Below are 13,759 nucleotides of genomic sequence, written 5' to 3'. Positions count from 1 at the left end.
TTGTCGATCTTGTCGTACTCGATCTCGGGGAAGATCAGCTGCTCCTTGATGCCCAGGGCGTAGTTGCCGCGGCCATCAAAGGCGTTGGGGTTGATGCCGCGGAAATCGCGGACGCGGGGCAGGGCCACATTGAACAGGCGGTCCAGGAACTCCCACATCTTGTCGCCGCGGAGAGTGACCTTAGCGCCGATGGGCATGCCCTCACGGAGCTTGAAGTTAGCCACGGACTTCTTGGCCTTGGTGATGATGGCCTTCTGGCCGGTGATCTTGGTCAGGTCGCCCACAACGGCCTCCAGAACCTTGGAGTTGTCACGGGCCTCACCGCAGCCGCAGTTGACCACGATCTTCTCCAGCCGGGGGATCTGCATGGGGCTCTTGTAGCCGAACTTCTGCATCAGAGCAGGAGCCACCTCGGCCTGGTACTTTGCCTTCAGATTGGGCACTTTCTTATCAGCCATGTTGTACTCCTCCTCTCTCAGATTTCAGCGCCGCACTTCTTGCAGACGCGGACCTTCTTGCCGTCGGCCTGGATCTTGTGGGCGGGGCGGGTAGCCTTGCCGCACTTGGGGCAGACGCGCATGACCTTGGAGGCGTACAGGGGCGCCTCCTTGGGGATGATGCCGCCCTCCTGGCCCTGCTGACGGGGCTTGGTGTGGCGGGACACCATGTTGATCTTCTCCACAACGACCTTGCCGCTCTTGGGCAGGGTGGCAATGACCTTGCCCTGCTTGCCCTTGTCCTTGCCGGACAGAACCACGACCTCGTCGCCCTTCTTGATGCTCATCTTATTCATTGTCTACTCCTACCCCCTTACAGCACTTCGGGAGCCAGCGAAAGGATCTTCATGTAGTCCTTGTCGCGCAGCTCGCGGGCCACGGGCCCAAAGATACGGGTACCGCGGGGATTCTTGTCGTCCTTAATGAGGACGGCAGCGTTCTCGTCGAAGCGGACATAGCTGCCGTCGCTGCGGCGAACACCCTTGGCGGAGCGGACGATAACAGCCTTCACGACCTCGCCCTTCTTCACCGTGCCGCCGGGCTGAGCCTTGCGGACGGAGGCCACGATCACGTCGCCGATGTTGCCGTACTTGCGCTTGGAGCCACCCAGCACGCGGATGGTCTTGATTTCCTTGGCGCCGGTGTTGTCGGCTACCTTCAGATAAGTCTCCTGCTGAATCATACCGACACCTCCTTACTTCGCCTTCTCGATGATCTCAACCACGCGCCACCGCTTGTCCTTGGACAGGGGACGGGTCTCCATCACCTTGACGCGGTCGCCCACGCCACACTCGTTCTTCTCGTCATGGGCCTTCAGCTTGTAGGTCCGCTTGACGATCTTCTTGTACAGGGGGTGGGCCACACGGTCGGCGATGGCCACCACCACGGTCTTGTCCATCTTGTCAGAGACAACCAGGCCGACTCTGGTCTTGCGGGAAGAAGTTCTGTTTTCCATTGTCTAGTTCCTCCTTCTTATCGGCCTGCGAGCTGCTGCTCACGGATAAGGGTCTTGACGCGGGCAATGTCTTTCTTCACCTGGGCGATCCGCACGGGATTGTCCAGCTGATTGGTGGCGTGCTGAAGACGGAGCTGGAAGAGATCCTTCTTCAGGTCGCCCAGCTTAGCCTCCAGCTCGGCGGCGCTCATCTTGCGGATTTCAGTAGCCTTCATCTTCATTCACCACCATTCTCGGTCTCAGCGGTCTCCTTGGCCACAATCTTGCACTTGACGGGCAGCTTGTGGGAAGCAAGACGCAGTGCCTCGCGGGCGACCTCCTCGGAGACGCCGGCGATCTCGAACATAACGCGGCCGGGCTTAACCACGGCCACCCAGTACTCAGGGGAACCCTTACCGGAACCCATACGGGTCTCAGCGGGCTTCTCGGTGACGGGCTTATCGGGGAAGATCTTGATCCACACCTGGCCGCCACGCTTGGTGTAACGGGTCATGGCGACACGGGCGGCCTCGATCTGGTTGCTGGTGATCCAGGCGGGCTCAGTGGCCTGCAGGCCAAACTCACCGTAGGTCACGGTGTTGCCACGGGTGGCCTTGCCCTTCATGCGGCCGCGGTGAACGCGGCGGTATTTCACTCTCTTAGGCAGCAGCATTAGTTGGCGCCTCCTTCCTTGGCAGCAGCGGGAGCGGCGGGACGGGGGCCGCGGTTAAAGCCCTGGCCCTGGGGACGGCCCTGGCCGTTCCGGTTGAAGCCGCCCTGGCGACGGTCGCCGCCGAAGCCGCCTCTCCGGTCGCCGTCGCGGCGGCGGGGACGGTCAGGACGCTCCTTGAAGTTCTTGGTGTCCAGGGTGCGGGGGGTAGTCCGCAGGGCCTGGGAGAGAATCTCACCCTTGTAGACCCACACCTTCACGCCGATGCGGCCGTAGGTGGTGGCAGCCTCGGCGAAGCCGTAGTCGATATCGGCGCGCAGGGTCTGCAGGGGAATGGTGCCGTCATGATAGTGCTCGGTACGGGCGATCTCGGCGCCGCCCAGACGGCCGGACACCTGAGTCTTAATGCCGCGGGCGCCCATGCGCATAGCGCGGCCCATGGCGTTCTTCATAGCGCGGCGGAAGCCGATGCGCTTCTCCAGCTGCTGAGCAATGTTCTCAGCGATGAGCTGAGCGTCCATGTCGGGGTTCTTGACCTCGACGATGTTCAGGGCAACGCTCTTGCCCAGCATCTTCTCCAGCTGCAGGCGCAGGGCCTCAATGGCCTCGCCGCCCTTGCCGATAACCACGCCGGGGCGGGCGCAGTGCAGGTAGATGCGCACCTTGGCGTTGTCGCGCTCGATCTCAATCTTGGGGATACCAGCGCCGTACTGGGTCTTCTTCAGGAAGTCCCGGATCTTCTTGTCCTCCACCAGCAGGTCGCCGACCTTCTCGTTGCGGGCATACCAGCGGGAGTCCCAATCCTTAATGACGCCCACGCGAAGGCCGTGGGGGTTCACTTTCTGTCCCATATTTTTCCTCCTCCCTTAGCGCTCGCTCACCGCGATGGTGATGTGAGAAGTACGCTTGTTGATGCGGAACGCGCGGCCCTGGGCCCGGGGACGCATACGCTTGATGATGGGGCCGGGGTTGGCGTAAGTGGCAGACACGTACAGCTTCTCGGGATCCATCTGGTGATTGTTCTCCGCGTTGGCAGCCGCGCTCTTGAGAATCTTCAGCATGAGCTCGGAAGCAGCCTTGGGAGTGGCCATCAGAATAGCAGTGGCCTCGGGCACGCTCTTGCCCCGGATCAGATCGCAGACGATCTGAACCTTACGGGGAGAGATGCGGGCATAACGCAGAGTAGCCTGGGCTACCTTTTTATCTTCCATGTTATCTCTCCTCCTTACTTACCGGACTTGGCGCCGGCGTGACCGCGGAAGGTCCGGGTGGGGGCGAACTCGCCCAGCTTGTGGCCGACCATATCCTCGGTGACGTAGACGGGCACGTGCTTGCGGCCGTCGTGCACGGCAAAGGTGTGACCGACGAAGGAGGGGAAGATGGTGGAGGCGCGGCTCCAGGTCTTCAGCACCTTCTTCTCACCGGTCTTGTTCATCTCATCGACCCGCTTGAGCAGCTCGGGGGCGCAAAAGGGGCCTTTCTTAATGCTTCTGGACATCTTTTACTGCCTCCTTACTTAGAATTACGATGCTTGACGATGAACTTCTCGGTACGGTTCTTCGTCTTGCGGGTCTTGTAGCCCATAGCGGGCTTGCCCCAAGGAGTGACAGGGCCGGGACGGCCGACAGGGCTCTTGCCCTCGCCGCCGCCATGGGGGTGGTCATTGGGGTTCATGACGCTGCCGCGGACGGTGGGCCGCCAACCCATGTGACGCTTACGGCCGGCCTTACCGATCTGGATGTTGGCCCAGTCGGTGTTGCCCACCTGACCGATGCAGGCCTTGCAGTCCTCGCGGATATAGCGGACCTCGCCGGAGGGCAGACGGACCTGGGCCATGCCGTTCTCCTTGGCCATCAGCTGGGCGGCCACGCCGGCGGACCGGACGAGCTGAGCGCCCTTGCCGGGGTAGAGCTCGATGTTGTGGATGAGCTCGCCCACGGGGATGTTGGCGATGGGCAGGCAGTTGCCGGGCAGAATGTCGGCGTTGGGGCCGGAGACAATCTTGTGGCCGGCCTTCAGTCCAACAGGAGCCAGGATATAGCTCTTGGTGCCGTCCTCATACTGGATGAGAGCGATGTTGGCGGAGCGGTTGGGATCGTACTCAAGACGGAGCACCACAGCGACCTCGCCGTCCTTCTGGCGCTTGAAGTCGATGATACGGTACTTCTTCTTGTTGCCGCCGCCGCGGTGGCGGACGGTGATGCGGCCGTAGCTGTTGCGGCCGGCATTCTTCTTCAGGTTCTCAATCAGGCTGCGCTCAGGCTTGGCCTTCTTGTCAATGCCCTCGAAGGCGCTCACGGTCATGTGGCGGCGGGAGGGCGTTGTGGGCTTATAAGTTTTGATAGCCATTGTTCCTTATCCTCCTTACACCATGCCTTCGAAGAACTCGATGGTCTTGGAGTCCTCGCTGAGGGTGACCACAGCCTTCTTCCAGGAGGGGCGGCGGCCCTTGGGATAGGCGCCGGTGCGCTTCTCCTTGCCCTGCATGTTCAGGGTGTTGACCTTGACCACCTTCACGCCGAAGATCTCCTCGACGGCCTTGGCAATCTCAATCTTGTTGGCGCTCTTGGCCACCTCGAAGGTGTAGCGCTTCATCTCGGTCTGCTCCATGGACTGCTCGGTGATGACCGGACGCTTGATGATATCATAAGCGGTGGTAGCCATTATGCGAACACCTCCTCGATGACGGCCAGGGCGGCCTTGTCCACGATGAACTGGTTGGCGTTTACGATGTCGTAAACAGAGAGGAGCTTGGCGGTGGTGGTGATCACGCCGGGGATGTTCCGGGCGGACAGGACCACGTTCTCATTGACCTCAGGGGTGACCAGAACGGCCTTCTTGGCCTCCAGGTTGCCCAGGAAGGCGGCCATGTTCTTGGTCTTGACGGCGTCCAGGCTCAGGCCGTCCACCACGATGACGTTGCCCTCAGCGGCCTTGGCGGAGAGAGCGGACTTGAGCGCCAGGCGCTTCACCTTCTTGTTGAGGGTGTAGCTGTAGGAGCGGGGCTTGGGAGCGAAGACCACGCCGCCGTGAGTCCACTGGGGAGCGCGGGTGGAACCCTGACGGGCACGGCCGGTGCCCTTCTGGCGCCAGGGCTTGATGCCGCCGCCGGAGACCTCGGCGCGGGTGAGGGCGGACTGAGTGCCCTGGCGGCAGTTGGCCAGGTGATTCTTGACAGCCTCGTGAACAACGCTCACGTTGGGCTCAATGCCGAAGATAGCGTCGGAGAGGTCCACTTCGCCGACCTTCTTGCCGGTCATATCAACAACAGTTGCTTTAGGCATTTGGTATCTCTCCTTTCTTACTTGTTACGGGCGGAAGCCTTCTGGGGATTGCGGCCGGAAGCCTTCTGCGGGTTCTTGGAGATGTCAGCGGAAGCGCCCTTCTCCTTGACGTTGATGACGGAGCTGCGCAGGCAGACAATGCCGCCCTTGGGGCCGGGGATGGCGCCGCAGACAGCGATCAGGTTCAGCTCGGGGTCAACCTTGACCACGTCCAGGTTCAGCACAGTGACCTGCTCGTTGCCCATCTGGCCGGCACCGATCTTTCCCTTGAAGATGCGGGAAGGATCGCTGTTGGCGCTCATGGAACCGGCGTGGCGGTGCACAGGGCCGGTACCGTGGGACTCCTTCAGGCGGTGAGCGCCGTGGCGCTTGATGACGCCGGCGTAGCCTTTACCTTTGCTGATGCCGGTCACGTCCACGCGGTCGCCGGCGGCGAACGTATCAGCCTTGACCTCGTCGCCGATGTTCAGGGACTCGGCATTGTTGAGAGCGAACTCCTTGAGGACCTTCTTGGGGCTGACGCCAGCCTTCTTCAGGTGGCCCAGCTCGGGCTTGGTGAGCTTGCGCTCAGGCACGTCCTCGAAGCCCAGCTGCACAGCGGTGTAGCCGTCCTTCTCCACGGTCTTCTTCTGAGTGACCACGCAGGGGCCAGCCTCAATGACGGTGACCGGGATGACCTTGCCGGCTTCATCGAAGATCTGCGTCATGCCGACCTTCTTGCCGATAATGGCCTTTTCCATGTGTTTTCCTCCTTAAATAAGGTTATTGGTTGGAAGACTTGGGGCATCAGGCTCCCCATTGGTCTGCCAACTTGACCCGTCCGCCTCAAAACGCGGCGGACTGCGGGTACAACATAGTTGTGAGACTCGCTGTCCTCACGCTTCGCCTGTTCGCGACGCGCGGCTTCCCTTCGTCTCGGACTTGAAACAGGTCCGCTGTGCGGCCCTTCGGTTTCGCGTCCTCGCTCCAGTCCATCCGCGCCGCTCACGACGGCTCAGACGCTGGAATTACAGCTTAATCTCGATTTCCACGCCGGCGGGGAGCTCCAGGCTCATCAGGGCCTCCACAGTCTTGGGGGAGGGCTTGAGGATGTCGATGAGGCGCTTGTGCGTGCGGCGCTCAAACTGCTCCCGGGAGTCCTTGTACTTGTGCACAGCGCGAAGGATGGTCACGACCTCTTTCTTGGTGGGCAGGGGGATGGGACCGGAGACAGACGCGCCGGTGCGCTTGGCGGTCTCCACAATCTTCTCGGCGCTCTGGTCGATGAGCTGATGGTCGTAGGCCTTGAGACGGATGCGAATCATTTCTTTCTGGGCTGCCATGGTGTTTCCTCCTTAAACATACGAAGTGGGGTTCGGTACTCCTCGCACGCTTCGTACGGTGAGAAATCTTATGTCCACGGTTCCGTGCGTATCACTCCGTGGCATGAAGAAAACCGGCTCTAAGCAGGCCGGTTTACTCCATGCACCGGCGATATACGCCCGTGCACAGATTCCTCAGCCGCCCGATTCTAGCTCGGACATACTCCGCGGAAGTTACCGGCTCACGCCGCAATCTCCCGCATCATCGCAGATCGCGCCCCTTAAACAGGCGCTCTGATATAATACCCTAAACAAGGATCTATGTCAAGAGTTTTCGGTTATTTTTTTGCGCTTTTTTCAAGAAAATCGCGGTTTTGGCCACTTACACAAAGGGAACAGGGCAACCGCCCCATCTTCTGTCCGCTTTGCCCTCCGGACAGCGGAAAGACCGGGCCGCCCGGAGGAGCAGCCCGGTCTTATCTCGCCGTAAGGCTTTCTATTACTTGGCCGTGCGGATGATAATAGTGGCCTTGAAGTCGCCGGAAGTGGTGTAGCCGCCGTAGATATTCAGGCTGTCGCCGGTCTTCAGCGTATTCAGGGAGAAGGTGCCGCCGGAAGCCTCCTGCATGACCGTGCCGGCGGGGGCGCTGACCTGGATAACCGACCCGTTGCCGGTGCCGTCGTCAGCCCGGAAGGTAATGGTCCGGTCAGAGGTGTTCACGTAGATGACGGTGCCGTTGAGCTGATTGCTGGTGGTGGTAGTCTTGTCCACCTCAATGGAGGCCACAGTGTCTCCGTTGGTGACCATGGCCACATGGTAACCCACCCGAAGGTCGTACATGGAGATAAGCTTGCCGTCCTGGCTCACCGAAACACCGCTGGTGATGGCATAGGTGGCGGTACCGCCGTTGTTGTCCAGCTCCACCTCGATGGTGATGCCGGAAGTATCCTCACTCTTGCGGGTAATAGTGCCGGAGACGTTGGCGCTCTGGGGCACGGAGTCAATCAGGGTGACGGCGTTGTACCGCACGGTGACGGTGACGGCGTCGCCGGTGCGCAGCTTGTCAATGGAGCTGGTCTTATCGCTGCGGCGGACCTGGGGCGGCGCGGACAGGTCCACCTGGAAGGGGATCACCCGGCCGTCGGCGGTGGTGACGCTGATGATCTCAGTGGTGGTGCCGGCGGGGTAGCTGATGTCGGTAATAGTACCCTCGGTGACGGCAGAACCGGGATAGCCGGAGAGCATGGCCACCTCGCCGCCGGACAGGCGGACCGTAACGAACCAGTCCTTCTGGACGCCGCCTACGGTGATGGCCTTGCCTTCATATGTCACCACAGCGTCGGCGGAGAAGTTATAGGTCGTGGCCTTGTTGGTTTTCAGGTCGGTAATGGTCACATTATTGACGCCGCTGGCGCTGCCCAGGCTCTTCACCGCGCCCTGAATGTACTGGGTGACTGTGTCTACGGCGGCAGCGGTCACATTGCCGTTGTCATTGGAAGCTCTCAGGGACACATAGCTGCCCACATAGCTGCCGGTCATTCCGGAGACGGCCAGGCCGTTTGCAGTGATGGCGGCGCCTGCGGGAACGGTGAGCCGCTCCTGCTGGCCGTCAAAGCCGGAGATGGTGAGCACGCACCCGCCGGAAGCCTGAGTCTCCACGGCGGCGATCAGCCCCTCGGCCTTGCGGGTGCCGCCGGAGAGCTGGACGGCGGCCAGATGATCCTGCTGGTCCACCCGGCAGACGGCGGTGGTGTATCCAGCCTCGGGGTCGATGAGTTCATATCCCCCCACCTTCTGTCCCACCTGTACCTCAGTGAAGCGGTCGTAGGGCAGGGTGACGGAGGTCCCGTTTACATTGAGGAGCAGCTCGCTGCCGGAGACGCCCACCACAGTGCCGGCCACGGTGTCCAGCTTGCCGGACAGGCGCACCGCCATAGGAGTGCCGTCCTCGTCGTAGCAAACCCGGGCATAGGTGCCGGTCTGGAGCAGGGCGCTGTCCACCAGCATGCTGTTCTCATAGATGGGGGTGTCCGCCGGCAGAGAGATGGTGCAGGAGCCGGACAGATCGCTGTTGAGCGTAAGGAGAATCACGTTCTTGCTGCTGGAGGTGGCGGAGACAATGGTGCCTGCCTGCCACTCATAGTCGGTGTAATTGGGCAGCTCCACGCTGGTGCCCCGCTCCTTCATGAAGGCGATGGCCCGGGAGAGCATGGTGGCAGCCACCTCCCGGGTGACGGTGCTCTTGGGCTGGAACTGATTCTGGTCCGTGCCGGTGATAATGCCGTATGTATTGAGCAGATAGATATAGGGCTCACGGCCGGGGGTAATGTCAGCCTTGTCGGTGAAGGTGAGGGTATAGCTGGACAGATGCTCGGCCATGGGTGCCAGCTGCATGGCCCGCACCAGATAGAGGGCGAAGTCCTCCTTGGTGATGGTCCTGCCGTTGTCCAGGGCGCCGGAGTCATAGAGTCCCTTCAGCTCGGTATAGGAGAGGATGCCAGTCTCCAGGCAGGTGGCGTACTCGTCCCGGAACCAGGCCTGCTTGTCCCCCATAATGGCGGAGATCTCATCTGCCCGGTCCTGGCCGATCTGAGTCCGCAAATCCGTATCCACAGCGATGCGGGCGCACAGCGCCAGGGCCTCGCTGCCCTGGAGCTCATTCTTGGGCCGGAACTCGCCGTTGTCATAGCCTTTAAACACGCCCTGAGCGGCCATGTCATTGATATAGGACTCTGCCCAGTATCCGGCCGGCACGTCGGGGAACGTGGCGGCGAATGCGGGGACCATGGTCAGTGAGAGCACCAGCGCCAGGGCCAGCGCTCCGGGGAGCAGTCTGTTTCGTTTCATAGCGCACCTCCAAATTTGGGCTCGTCCTTGCCCCCCGCTGTAAGGCGGGTTGCTGCACTTGACATAATTATAGCGGCTTATCCTGGAAAAAGCAACGGGAACCCTGTCTTTTTCTCTCTGTTCCAGAATCTGCTGTTTTTCAGACGTTTTTCCCGCCAAAAAGTTCCGCTGAAAAAAGAAAAGGGGCTGGCAGCGCCACCCCCTTTTGCTACATTATTATATTTATTATTTTATAAAACGGATACAGGATGTTTACTCCCCGGCGCTCTGTCCGGCTGTGGTCAGATCCACCGCCTCCAGCGCCTCGGCAGGAATTTCAAAGTCGGTGGCCGCGCCGAAGTTGGAGCAGGTCAGGCGGATCGATGCGCCCACCAGTTCATTGATGCTCTCCTCCTCCATGGCGGCGGGGTGGCCCAGGGTCTCGTCGATGTTGGCTTCCATGTTGCTCACAACCTTCAGCATATCCATCTCCATCTGGACCAGATAGCCCTCCCGGTCCACCCATACAGTGATCTCGGCAGCGGGCATGCCCTCCAGATTCGCCCGTATCTTCTCCTGCTGGTCCTCGGACATGGAGGAGATGGACTCCAGGTACCCGTCGGCGTCCAAAATCTCCACCAGGGGCTTGCCGCTGATGGCGCCGGTGTACTTCTCCGCGTCAGCGCCGTTGACAGTCTCGGTGCCGTTTCCGCGGAAGCCGGAGGCCTCAGACACATAAAAAGCCAGGGTGTCCCCCACATTATAGGTATCCAGCACCTCCTGGGTGGTGGTCTGCTTGGCCCAGTAGCTGCCGTCGGTGGCGTACTGCACCAGATCCTCCCCATCTCTCTGGGCGTACATGGTAATGGTACGAGAATAGTCATCCTCCCCGCTGGCCATATTCAGCGCTATCTCCGCCTTGAGCTTCAGCGGGTCCTGGAAGGCGGTCAGAGTCATCCGGTTGGTGACTGACAGCGTCTGATCCTCGGAGGCATATTCCGCCGTCATCTCAAGCACAGCATCCACGCTGGCGGCGCTCTTCACCTTTTCCAGAGCGGCGGCCACCGTCTCGTCGGCGTCCCCGCCGGAACACGCCGCAAGAGAAACCGTCAGTATCACGGCAGCCCCCAGAGCTGCCGTACGCTTCATCCATTTCATTGTGCATTGTCCTTTCTTTCCAAAACGCGGCATACGCATAATTAGCGTCAGTATAGCACATTTTCTCCCTTTTGTCACTCATTTCACCGCTTTTGGATAGGCAGCCCGCTTTTTCCTCCCCCATTCTTGCCATCCTCCCCCCGGTATGTTAGGATAAATCTGAATCCAAACTCCCCGGTCAATCCCTATGTTCAGGAGGCGATGCCCTGTGTTCTGTCCCAACTGCGGCTTCCCCTACGGCCCCGACGACCGCTTCTGCGGACGCTGCGGCGCCCCCCTCCCCACTCGGGAGACGCCCCCGCAGCCCCAAGCGGCTGCGCCAAAGCAGCCGGCCGCCCCGGCCCGCCCAAAACGGCGGCTGCTCCCGCTGGTGCTCTCCGCAGTGCTGCTCCTGGCCGCGGCAGCGGGCGCCCTGGCTTTCTTTCTCACCCGTCCGGCCCCGCTGGACCAGTCCTTTGTCCTGGACAGCGAGGCTTCCTTCTTCTTTCTCGTTAGGGAGAACGGCACGCAGGTGGAACTGTGGCGCGGCGAGGAACAGGTGGCGGCCCTCCAGGCCGGGAGCGCCGCCTTCCGCTCCGCCGATATCTCCGGGGATAAGTCTGTACTTCTGGCGGCCGACGCCGGCGGCACCCTGTACCGGGCCGATGCCCAGGGCTGCACCACTCTGGCGGAGCAGGCGCAGAGCTGCACGCTCTCCTTTGACGGGAGCACCGCCGTCTGGGCGGACGGAGAGCACCATCTCTTTTTCCAGCGGGAGGACGGCCAGCCGGAGACCGCGGCGGAGGACGCCTCCTACTCCGCCTTTCTCTCTTACAGCGGCAAGTCCCTTGTATGGGAGACGGCGCTTGTTCCCCAGTCCGGCCCCCGCTACTATTATCTCTCCCTGGACGGCGGCCAGTCCCAGGGCCTGCCCGCGGACGACATCTCTCCCATCCTGGTCACTGACAGCGGCACTGTGTACTATGTCTCTATGCACGGCGGAAGTCTCCACCTGTATGCCTGGAAGAACGGGGAGAGCGCTCAGCTCACCGATTGCCTCTCCCTCTCGGCAGGCCTGCTCTCCAACCGGGACTGCACCCAGCTTCTCTATGTCACGGAGGATGACAGCGGCACTTCCACCTGGTTCTACCGCGAAGGGGAAGCGCCCATTCAAATCGGGGCCTTTACGGCCCAGTCTATCTGCGCCCCCACCTACACCACCCCCCGGAGCATCCATACTACCGCCACTACCGTTATGATCTTCCAGTACAATGTGCCCACTCTGCTGGAGAAGGCTTTGAATACCGACCGCGGACTCTGGCTTCTGGACCGGGAAGCGGCCGCCTCGCCTGTATTTCCGGAAGGCACCGCCATCTCGGCCGCCTATGCCGCCCTGGACGGAGACAGCCTTGTGGTCCAGACCACCGGCCCAAGCGAGAAAAATACCCTCTACCGTTTTGACGGCCTGTGGGGCACCCCCACCTCCCAGGTGCTGGCTCAGGGACATAGGCTCTCTCTGCTGAGTGCCTCCCCCGACCTGTCCCTCCTGCTCTACATCCTCCCCGAGGGTACATCGGGATCGCGGGACTATTATGCCCTCCGGGCCGGCGGCGAGCCGGTCCTTCTGACCCAGGGAAACGAATTTGCCGTGGTCACCATGGATAATACGATTCTCTGTTCCGCCGATGACAATGGCATTACCCGTTTCCTTCTCTCTGACGGCGAGGGCGCTCCCATACCGCTGGAGCTCCCCATACTGGAGGACGGCGGCGTCTATCTGGATGTCGCCCTGATGGGCAGGCAGACCGGCCTTGCCCTGTACCACGAGGACACGGGCCTTGCAGACCTCTATACCGTCTCTCCCAACGGCGCCCTCACCCTTCTGACCGAAGACGTCATTACCCTGTATCCGCTGAACAGTTGATCCGCGCGCAACGGAAGCTGTGAAACCCACGCTCCGCCCCGCCGCGGCATACTCCTCCCCCGGCTTCCCGCAACAGCGGAGCGCCGCGCCCCTTTCCCAGGGCGCGGCGCTCCGCTTCCGTTCTCTTATTTTTCTATCGCTTGGCCGGAGTCTCCACCGGGATGCCCCTGGACCGCAGCTCAGCCAGAAAAATCTCGCGCCTCTCAAAGAGAAACTCCAGATTTACACGCCGGCCGCTCTTCAGGTAAATCGCCATCCGGCGGCCGCCCAGCAGATCCACCCGGGTGATGTCGCCGGCGGCAATCCGCTTGGCCGGGCCGTAGCCGTCGCAGCAGCGGAGGGTATCGTCATCCTCCAGCCGGACGCAGGCCCGTGCGGGCCTCAGCAGGGACACGACGCCCAGCACCGCCACCACCACAGCGCCGATGCGGCACATCAGCCGCAGGCTGTCCGCCCCCATCAGCTCCAGGGCGCTGCACACCCACAGCAGCACCGCCGCCGCCAGGAACACCACGCCCGCCAGCTGATAGGACGTCCTCAGGCTCCGATTCATCCGATATTCCATGTGTTTTCCTTCTTTCATGAGAAAGACCGCAGGCCTCGAACATGGCGTTTCAGGACCCGTACGCTCCAGTATGCGGCAGAAATCCGTCTTGCTCCGCCGCGCCGTAGGCATTATAATATAACAAGACGCCCGGCGCAACGGTCATTCTGGTGAAAACACAGCGGGTTTTCTCCCCGGATTTTTGGCTGTCCCCCCTTGTCCGCACCGGCGTCCCTGCAAAGGAGGTTATTCCCATGCTCAAGCATATTGTCGTGTGGAAGTTCAAAGACCGGGCTGAGGGCAGATCCCGGGCGGAAAACTGCGCTCTGGTCCGGGAGCGCCTGCTGGCCCTGGCAGGGATCATCCCAGAGGTAAAGCACATGGAGGTGGGTATTGACCTTGGCTCCATCCAGGGCAACTTCGACCTGGCCCTCATTGTAGAGACCGACAACCCGGACACCCTCTCCGCCTACGCCAACCACCCCGAACATCTGAAGGTGGCGGATTACATTAAAAAGGCTGCGGAGCAGCGGGTGGCTGTGGACTTTACTTTCTGAATATTCCGGCGCAAAAAGCGTTCTGCCCTTCCGGCAGGGCGCTTTTTTTGTTCCCGTTTTTAGCGGTATTCCGCCCTGTTCCGG

19 protein-coding genes are annotated in these 13,759 nt (G+C 61.3%); 2 read left to right on the top strand and 17 right to left on the bottom strand.

Annotated features, from left to right (window positions below; translation table 11 throughout):
• The 16 genes from rplE to Q0K06_RS00645 all read right to left on the bottom strand — a co-directional run.
• The coding region (rplE, locus tag Q0K06_RS00720) for a 50S ribosomal protein L5 (RefSeq protein WP_294547241.1) at nt 1-458 on the bottom strand (458 nt) is incomplete at its 3' end.
• A 17-nt stretch (nt 459-475) separates the two neighbouring features.
• Nucleotides 476-793, bottom strand: a complete 318-nt coding sequence (rplX, locus tag Q0K06_RS00715) for a 50S ribosomal protein L24 (protein ID WP_294547238.1) — start codon at nt 791-793, stop codon at nt 476-478.
• Nucleotides 794-810: 17 nt separating this feature from the next.
• Nucleotides 811-1,179 (bottom strand): 50S ribosomal protein L14, encoded by a 369-nt coding sequence (gene rplN, locus Q0K06_RS00710; RefSeq protein ID WP_294547236.1) that lies wholly within the window; start codon nt 1,177-1,179, stop codon nt 811-813.
• A 12-nt stretch (nt 1,180-1,191) separates the two neighbouring features.
• A complete protein-coding gene (gene rpsQ, locus Q0K06_RS00705; protein ID WP_087343105.1) occupies nt 1,192-1,452 on the bottom strand; it encodes a 30S ribosomal protein S17 in 261 nt (86 codons plus the stop codon).
• A 17-nt stretch (nt 1,453-1,469) separates the two neighbouring features.
• Nucleotides 1,470-1,673 (bottom strand): 50S ribosomal protein L29, encoded by a 204-nt coding sequence (rpmC, locus tag Q0K06_RS00700; protein ID WP_006573410.1) that lies wholly within the window; start codon nt 1,671-1,673, stop codon nt 1,470-1,472.
• Nucleotides 1,670-2,104: a 50S ribosomal protein L16 gene (gene rplP / locus Q0K06_RS00695; protein ID WP_006573409.1), complete on the bottom strand. Its 435-nt coding sequence runs from the start codon at nt 2,102-2,104 to the stop codon at nt 1,670-1,672. Before rplP ends, rpmC begins: the two co-directional genes overlap by 4 nt.
• The gene (gene rpsC, locus Q0K06_RS00690; RefSeq protein ID WP_294547229.1) at nt 2,104-2,952 is read right to left on the bottom strand and encodes a 30S ribosomal protein S3; all 849 of its coding nucleotides are present in this window, start codon (nt 2,950-2,952) and stop codon (nt 2,104-2,106) included. Before rpsC ends, rplP begins: the two co-directional genes overlap by 1 nt.
• A gap of 15 nt (nt 2,953-2,967) precedes the next feature.
• Nucleotides 2,968-3,312 (bottom strand): 50S ribosomal protein L22, encoded by a 345-nt coding sequence (gene rplV, locus Q0K06_RS00685; RefSeq protein ID WP_006573407.1) that lies wholly within the window; start codon nt 3,310-3,312, stop codon nt 2,968-2,970.
• Nucleotides 3,313-3,326: 14 nt separating this feature from the next.
• Nucleotides 3,327-3,599, bottom strand: coding sequence for a 30S ribosomal protein S19 (gene rpsS / locus Q0K06_RS00680; protein ID WP_006573406.1), 273 nt, complete (start codon nt 3,597-3,599; stop codon nt 3,327-3,329).
• A 14-nt stretch (nt 3,600-3,613) separates the two neighbouring features.
• Nucleotides 3,614-4,450 (bottom strand): 50S ribosomal protein L2, encoded by an 837-nt coding sequence (gene rplB, locus Q0K06_RS00675; RefSeq protein ID WP_040647163.1) that lies wholly within the window; start codon nt 4,448-4,450, stop codon nt 3,614-3,616.
• A 15-nt stretch (nt 4,451-4,465) separates the two neighbouring features.
• Nucleotides 4,466-4,765 carry a 50S ribosomal protein L23 gene (rplW, locus tag Q0K06_RS00670; protein ID WP_294547222.1) on the bottom strand — a complete coding sequence of 100 codons (300 nt, stop codon included), beginning with the start codon at nt 4,763-4,765 and terminating at the stop codon, nt 4,466-4,468.
• Nucleotides 4,765-5,385, bottom strand: coding sequence for a 50S ribosomal protein L4 (rplD, locus tag Q0K06_RS00665; RefSeq protein ID WP_294547219.1), 621 nt, complete (start codon nt 5,383-5,385; stop codon nt 4,765-4,767). Before rplD ends, rplW begins: the two co-directional genes overlap by 1 nt.
• A gap of 17 nt (nt 5,386-5,402) precedes the next feature.
• Nucleotides 5,403-6,125 carry a 50S ribosomal protein L3 gene (gene rplC, locus Q0K06_RS00660; RefSeq protein ID WP_294547216.1) on the bottom strand — a complete coding sequence of 241 codons (723 nt, stop codon included), beginning with the start codon at nt 6,123-6,125 and terminating at the stop codon, nt 5,403-5,405.
• Nucleotides 6,126-6,392: 267 nt separating this feature from the next.
• A complete protein-coding gene (gene rpsJ, locus Q0K06_RS00655; protein WP_006573401.1) occupies nt 6,393-6,707 on the bottom strand; it encodes a 30S ribosomal protein S10 in 315 nt (104 codons plus the stop codon).
• A 478-nt stretch (nt 6,708-7,185) separates the two neighbouring features.
• The gene (locus tag Q0K06_RS00650; protein WP_294547214.1) at nt 7,186-9,534 is read right to left on the bottom strand and encodes an S-layer homology domain-containing protein; all 2,349 of its coding nucleotides are present in this window, start codon (nt 9,532-9,534) and stop codon (nt 7,186-7,188) included.
• Between the two features lie 252 nt (nt 9,535-9,786).
• Entirely contained in the window at nt 9,787-10,671 is an 885-nt protein-coding gene (locus Q0K06_RS00645; RefSeq protein ID WP_294547212.1) for a hypothetical protein, read from the bottom strand.
• Between the two features lie 208 nt (nt 10,672-10,879).
• Here Q0K06_RS00645 and Q0K06_RS00640 point away from each other — a divergent pair, with 208 nt between their 5' ends.
• Nucleotides 10,880-12,574 (top strand): zinc ribbon domain-containing protein, encoded by a 1,695-nt coding sequence (locus tag Q0K06_RS00640; RefSeq protein WP_294547209.1) that lies wholly within the window; start codon nt 10,880-10,882, stop codon nt 12,572-12,574.
• 133 nt (nt 12,575-12,707) lie between these two features.
• Here Q0K06_RS00640 and Q0K06_RS00635 read toward each other — a convergent pair whose 3' ends face one another.
• Nucleotides 12,708-13,139 carry a hypothetical protein gene (locus Q0K06_RS00635; protein ID WP_294547206.1) on the bottom strand — a complete coding sequence of 144 codons (432 nt, stop codon included), beginning with the start codon at nt 13,137-13,139 and terminating at the stop codon, nt 12,708-12,710.
• 233 nt (nt 13,140-13,372) lie between these two features.
• Between Q0K06_RS00635 and Q0K06_RS00630 the strand changes: the two genes are divergently transcribed.
• Nucleotides 13,373-13,675, top strand: a complete 303-nt coding sequence (locus Q0K06_RS00630; RefSeq protein ID WP_294547204.1) for a Dabb family protein — start codon at nt 13,373-13,375, stop codon at nt 13,673-13,675.
• The last annotated feature ends 84 nt before the right edge of the window (nt 13,676-13,759 follow it).

The sequence above is a fragment of the uncultured Pseudoflavonifractor sp. genome (assembly GCF_944387805.1).
Lineage (GTDB): Bacteria > Bacillota > Clostridia > Oscillospirales > Oscillospiraceae > Pseudoflavonifractor.
This window is presented reverse-complemented; position numbering and strand designations above follow the sequence as displayed.

Bases quoted from the DNA above. Each gene is read 5' to 3' on its own strand.
- rplX (WP_294547238.1), bottom strand. From the start codon at position 793: ATGAATAAGATGAGCATCAAGAAGGGCGACGAGGTCGTGGTTCTGTCC.
- rplN (WP_294547236.1), bottom strand. From the start codon at position 1,179: ATGATTCAGCAGGAGACTTATCTGAAGGTAGCCGACAACACCGGCGCC.
- rpsQ (WP_087343105.1), bottom strand. From the start codon at position 1,452: ATGGAAAACAGAACTTCTTCCCGCAAGACCAGAGTCGGCCTGGTTGTC.
- rpmC (WP_006573410.1), bottom strand. From the start codon at position 1,673: ATGAAGATGAAGGCTACTGAAATCCGCAAGATGAGCGCCGCCGAGCTG.
- rplP (WP_006573409.1), bottom strand. From the start codon at position 2,104: ATGCTGCTGCCTAAGAGAGTGAAATACCGCCGCGTTCACCGCGGCCGC.
- rpsC (WP_294547229.1), bottom strand. From the start codon at position 2,952: ATGGGACAGAAAGTGAACCCCCACGGCCTTCGCGTGGGCGTCATTAAG.
- rplV (WP_006573407.1), bottom strand. From the start codon at position 3,312: ATGGAAGATAAAAAGGTAGCCCAGGCTACTCTGCGTTATGCCCGCATC.
- rpsS (WP_006573406.1), bottom strand. From the start codon at position 3,599: ATGTCCAGAAGCATTAAGAAAGGCCCCTTTTGCGCCCCCGAGCTGCTC.
- rplB (WP_040647163.1), bottom strand. From the start codon at position 4,450: ATGGCTATCAAAACTTATAAGCCCACAACGCCCTCCCGCCGCCACATG.
- rplW (WP_294547222.1), bottom strand. From the start codon at position 4,765: ATGGCTACCACCGCTTATGATATCATCAAGCGTCCGGTCATCACCGAG.
- rplD (WP_294547219.1), bottom strand. From the start codon at position 5,385: ATGCCTAAAGCAACTGTTGTTGATATGACCGGCAAGAAGGTCGGCGAA.
- rplC (WP_294547216.1), bottom strand. From the start codon at position 6,125: ATGGAAAAGGCCATTATCGGCAAGAAGGTCGGCATGACGCAGATCTTC.
- rpsJ (WP_006573401.1), bottom strand. From the start codon at position 6,707: ATGGCAGCCCAGAAAGAAATGATTCGCATCCGTCTCAAGGCCTACGAC.
- Q0K06_RS00650 (WP_294547214.1), bottom strand. From the start codon at position 9,534: ATGAAACGAAACAGACTGCTCCCCGGAGCGCTGGCCCTGGCGCTGGTG.
- Q0K06_RS00645 (WP_294547212.1), bottom strand. From the start codon at position 10,671: ATGAAATGGATGAAGCGTACGGCAGCTCTGGGGGCTGCCGTGATACTG.
- Q0K06_RS00635 (WP_294547206.1), bottom strand. From the start codon at position 13,139: ATGGAATATCGGATGAATCGGAGCCTGAGGACGTCCTATCAGCTGGCG.
- Q0K06_RS00630 (WP_294547204.1), top strand. From the start codon at position 13,373: ATGCTCAAGCATATTGTCGTGTGGAAGTTCAAAGACCGGGCTGAGGGC.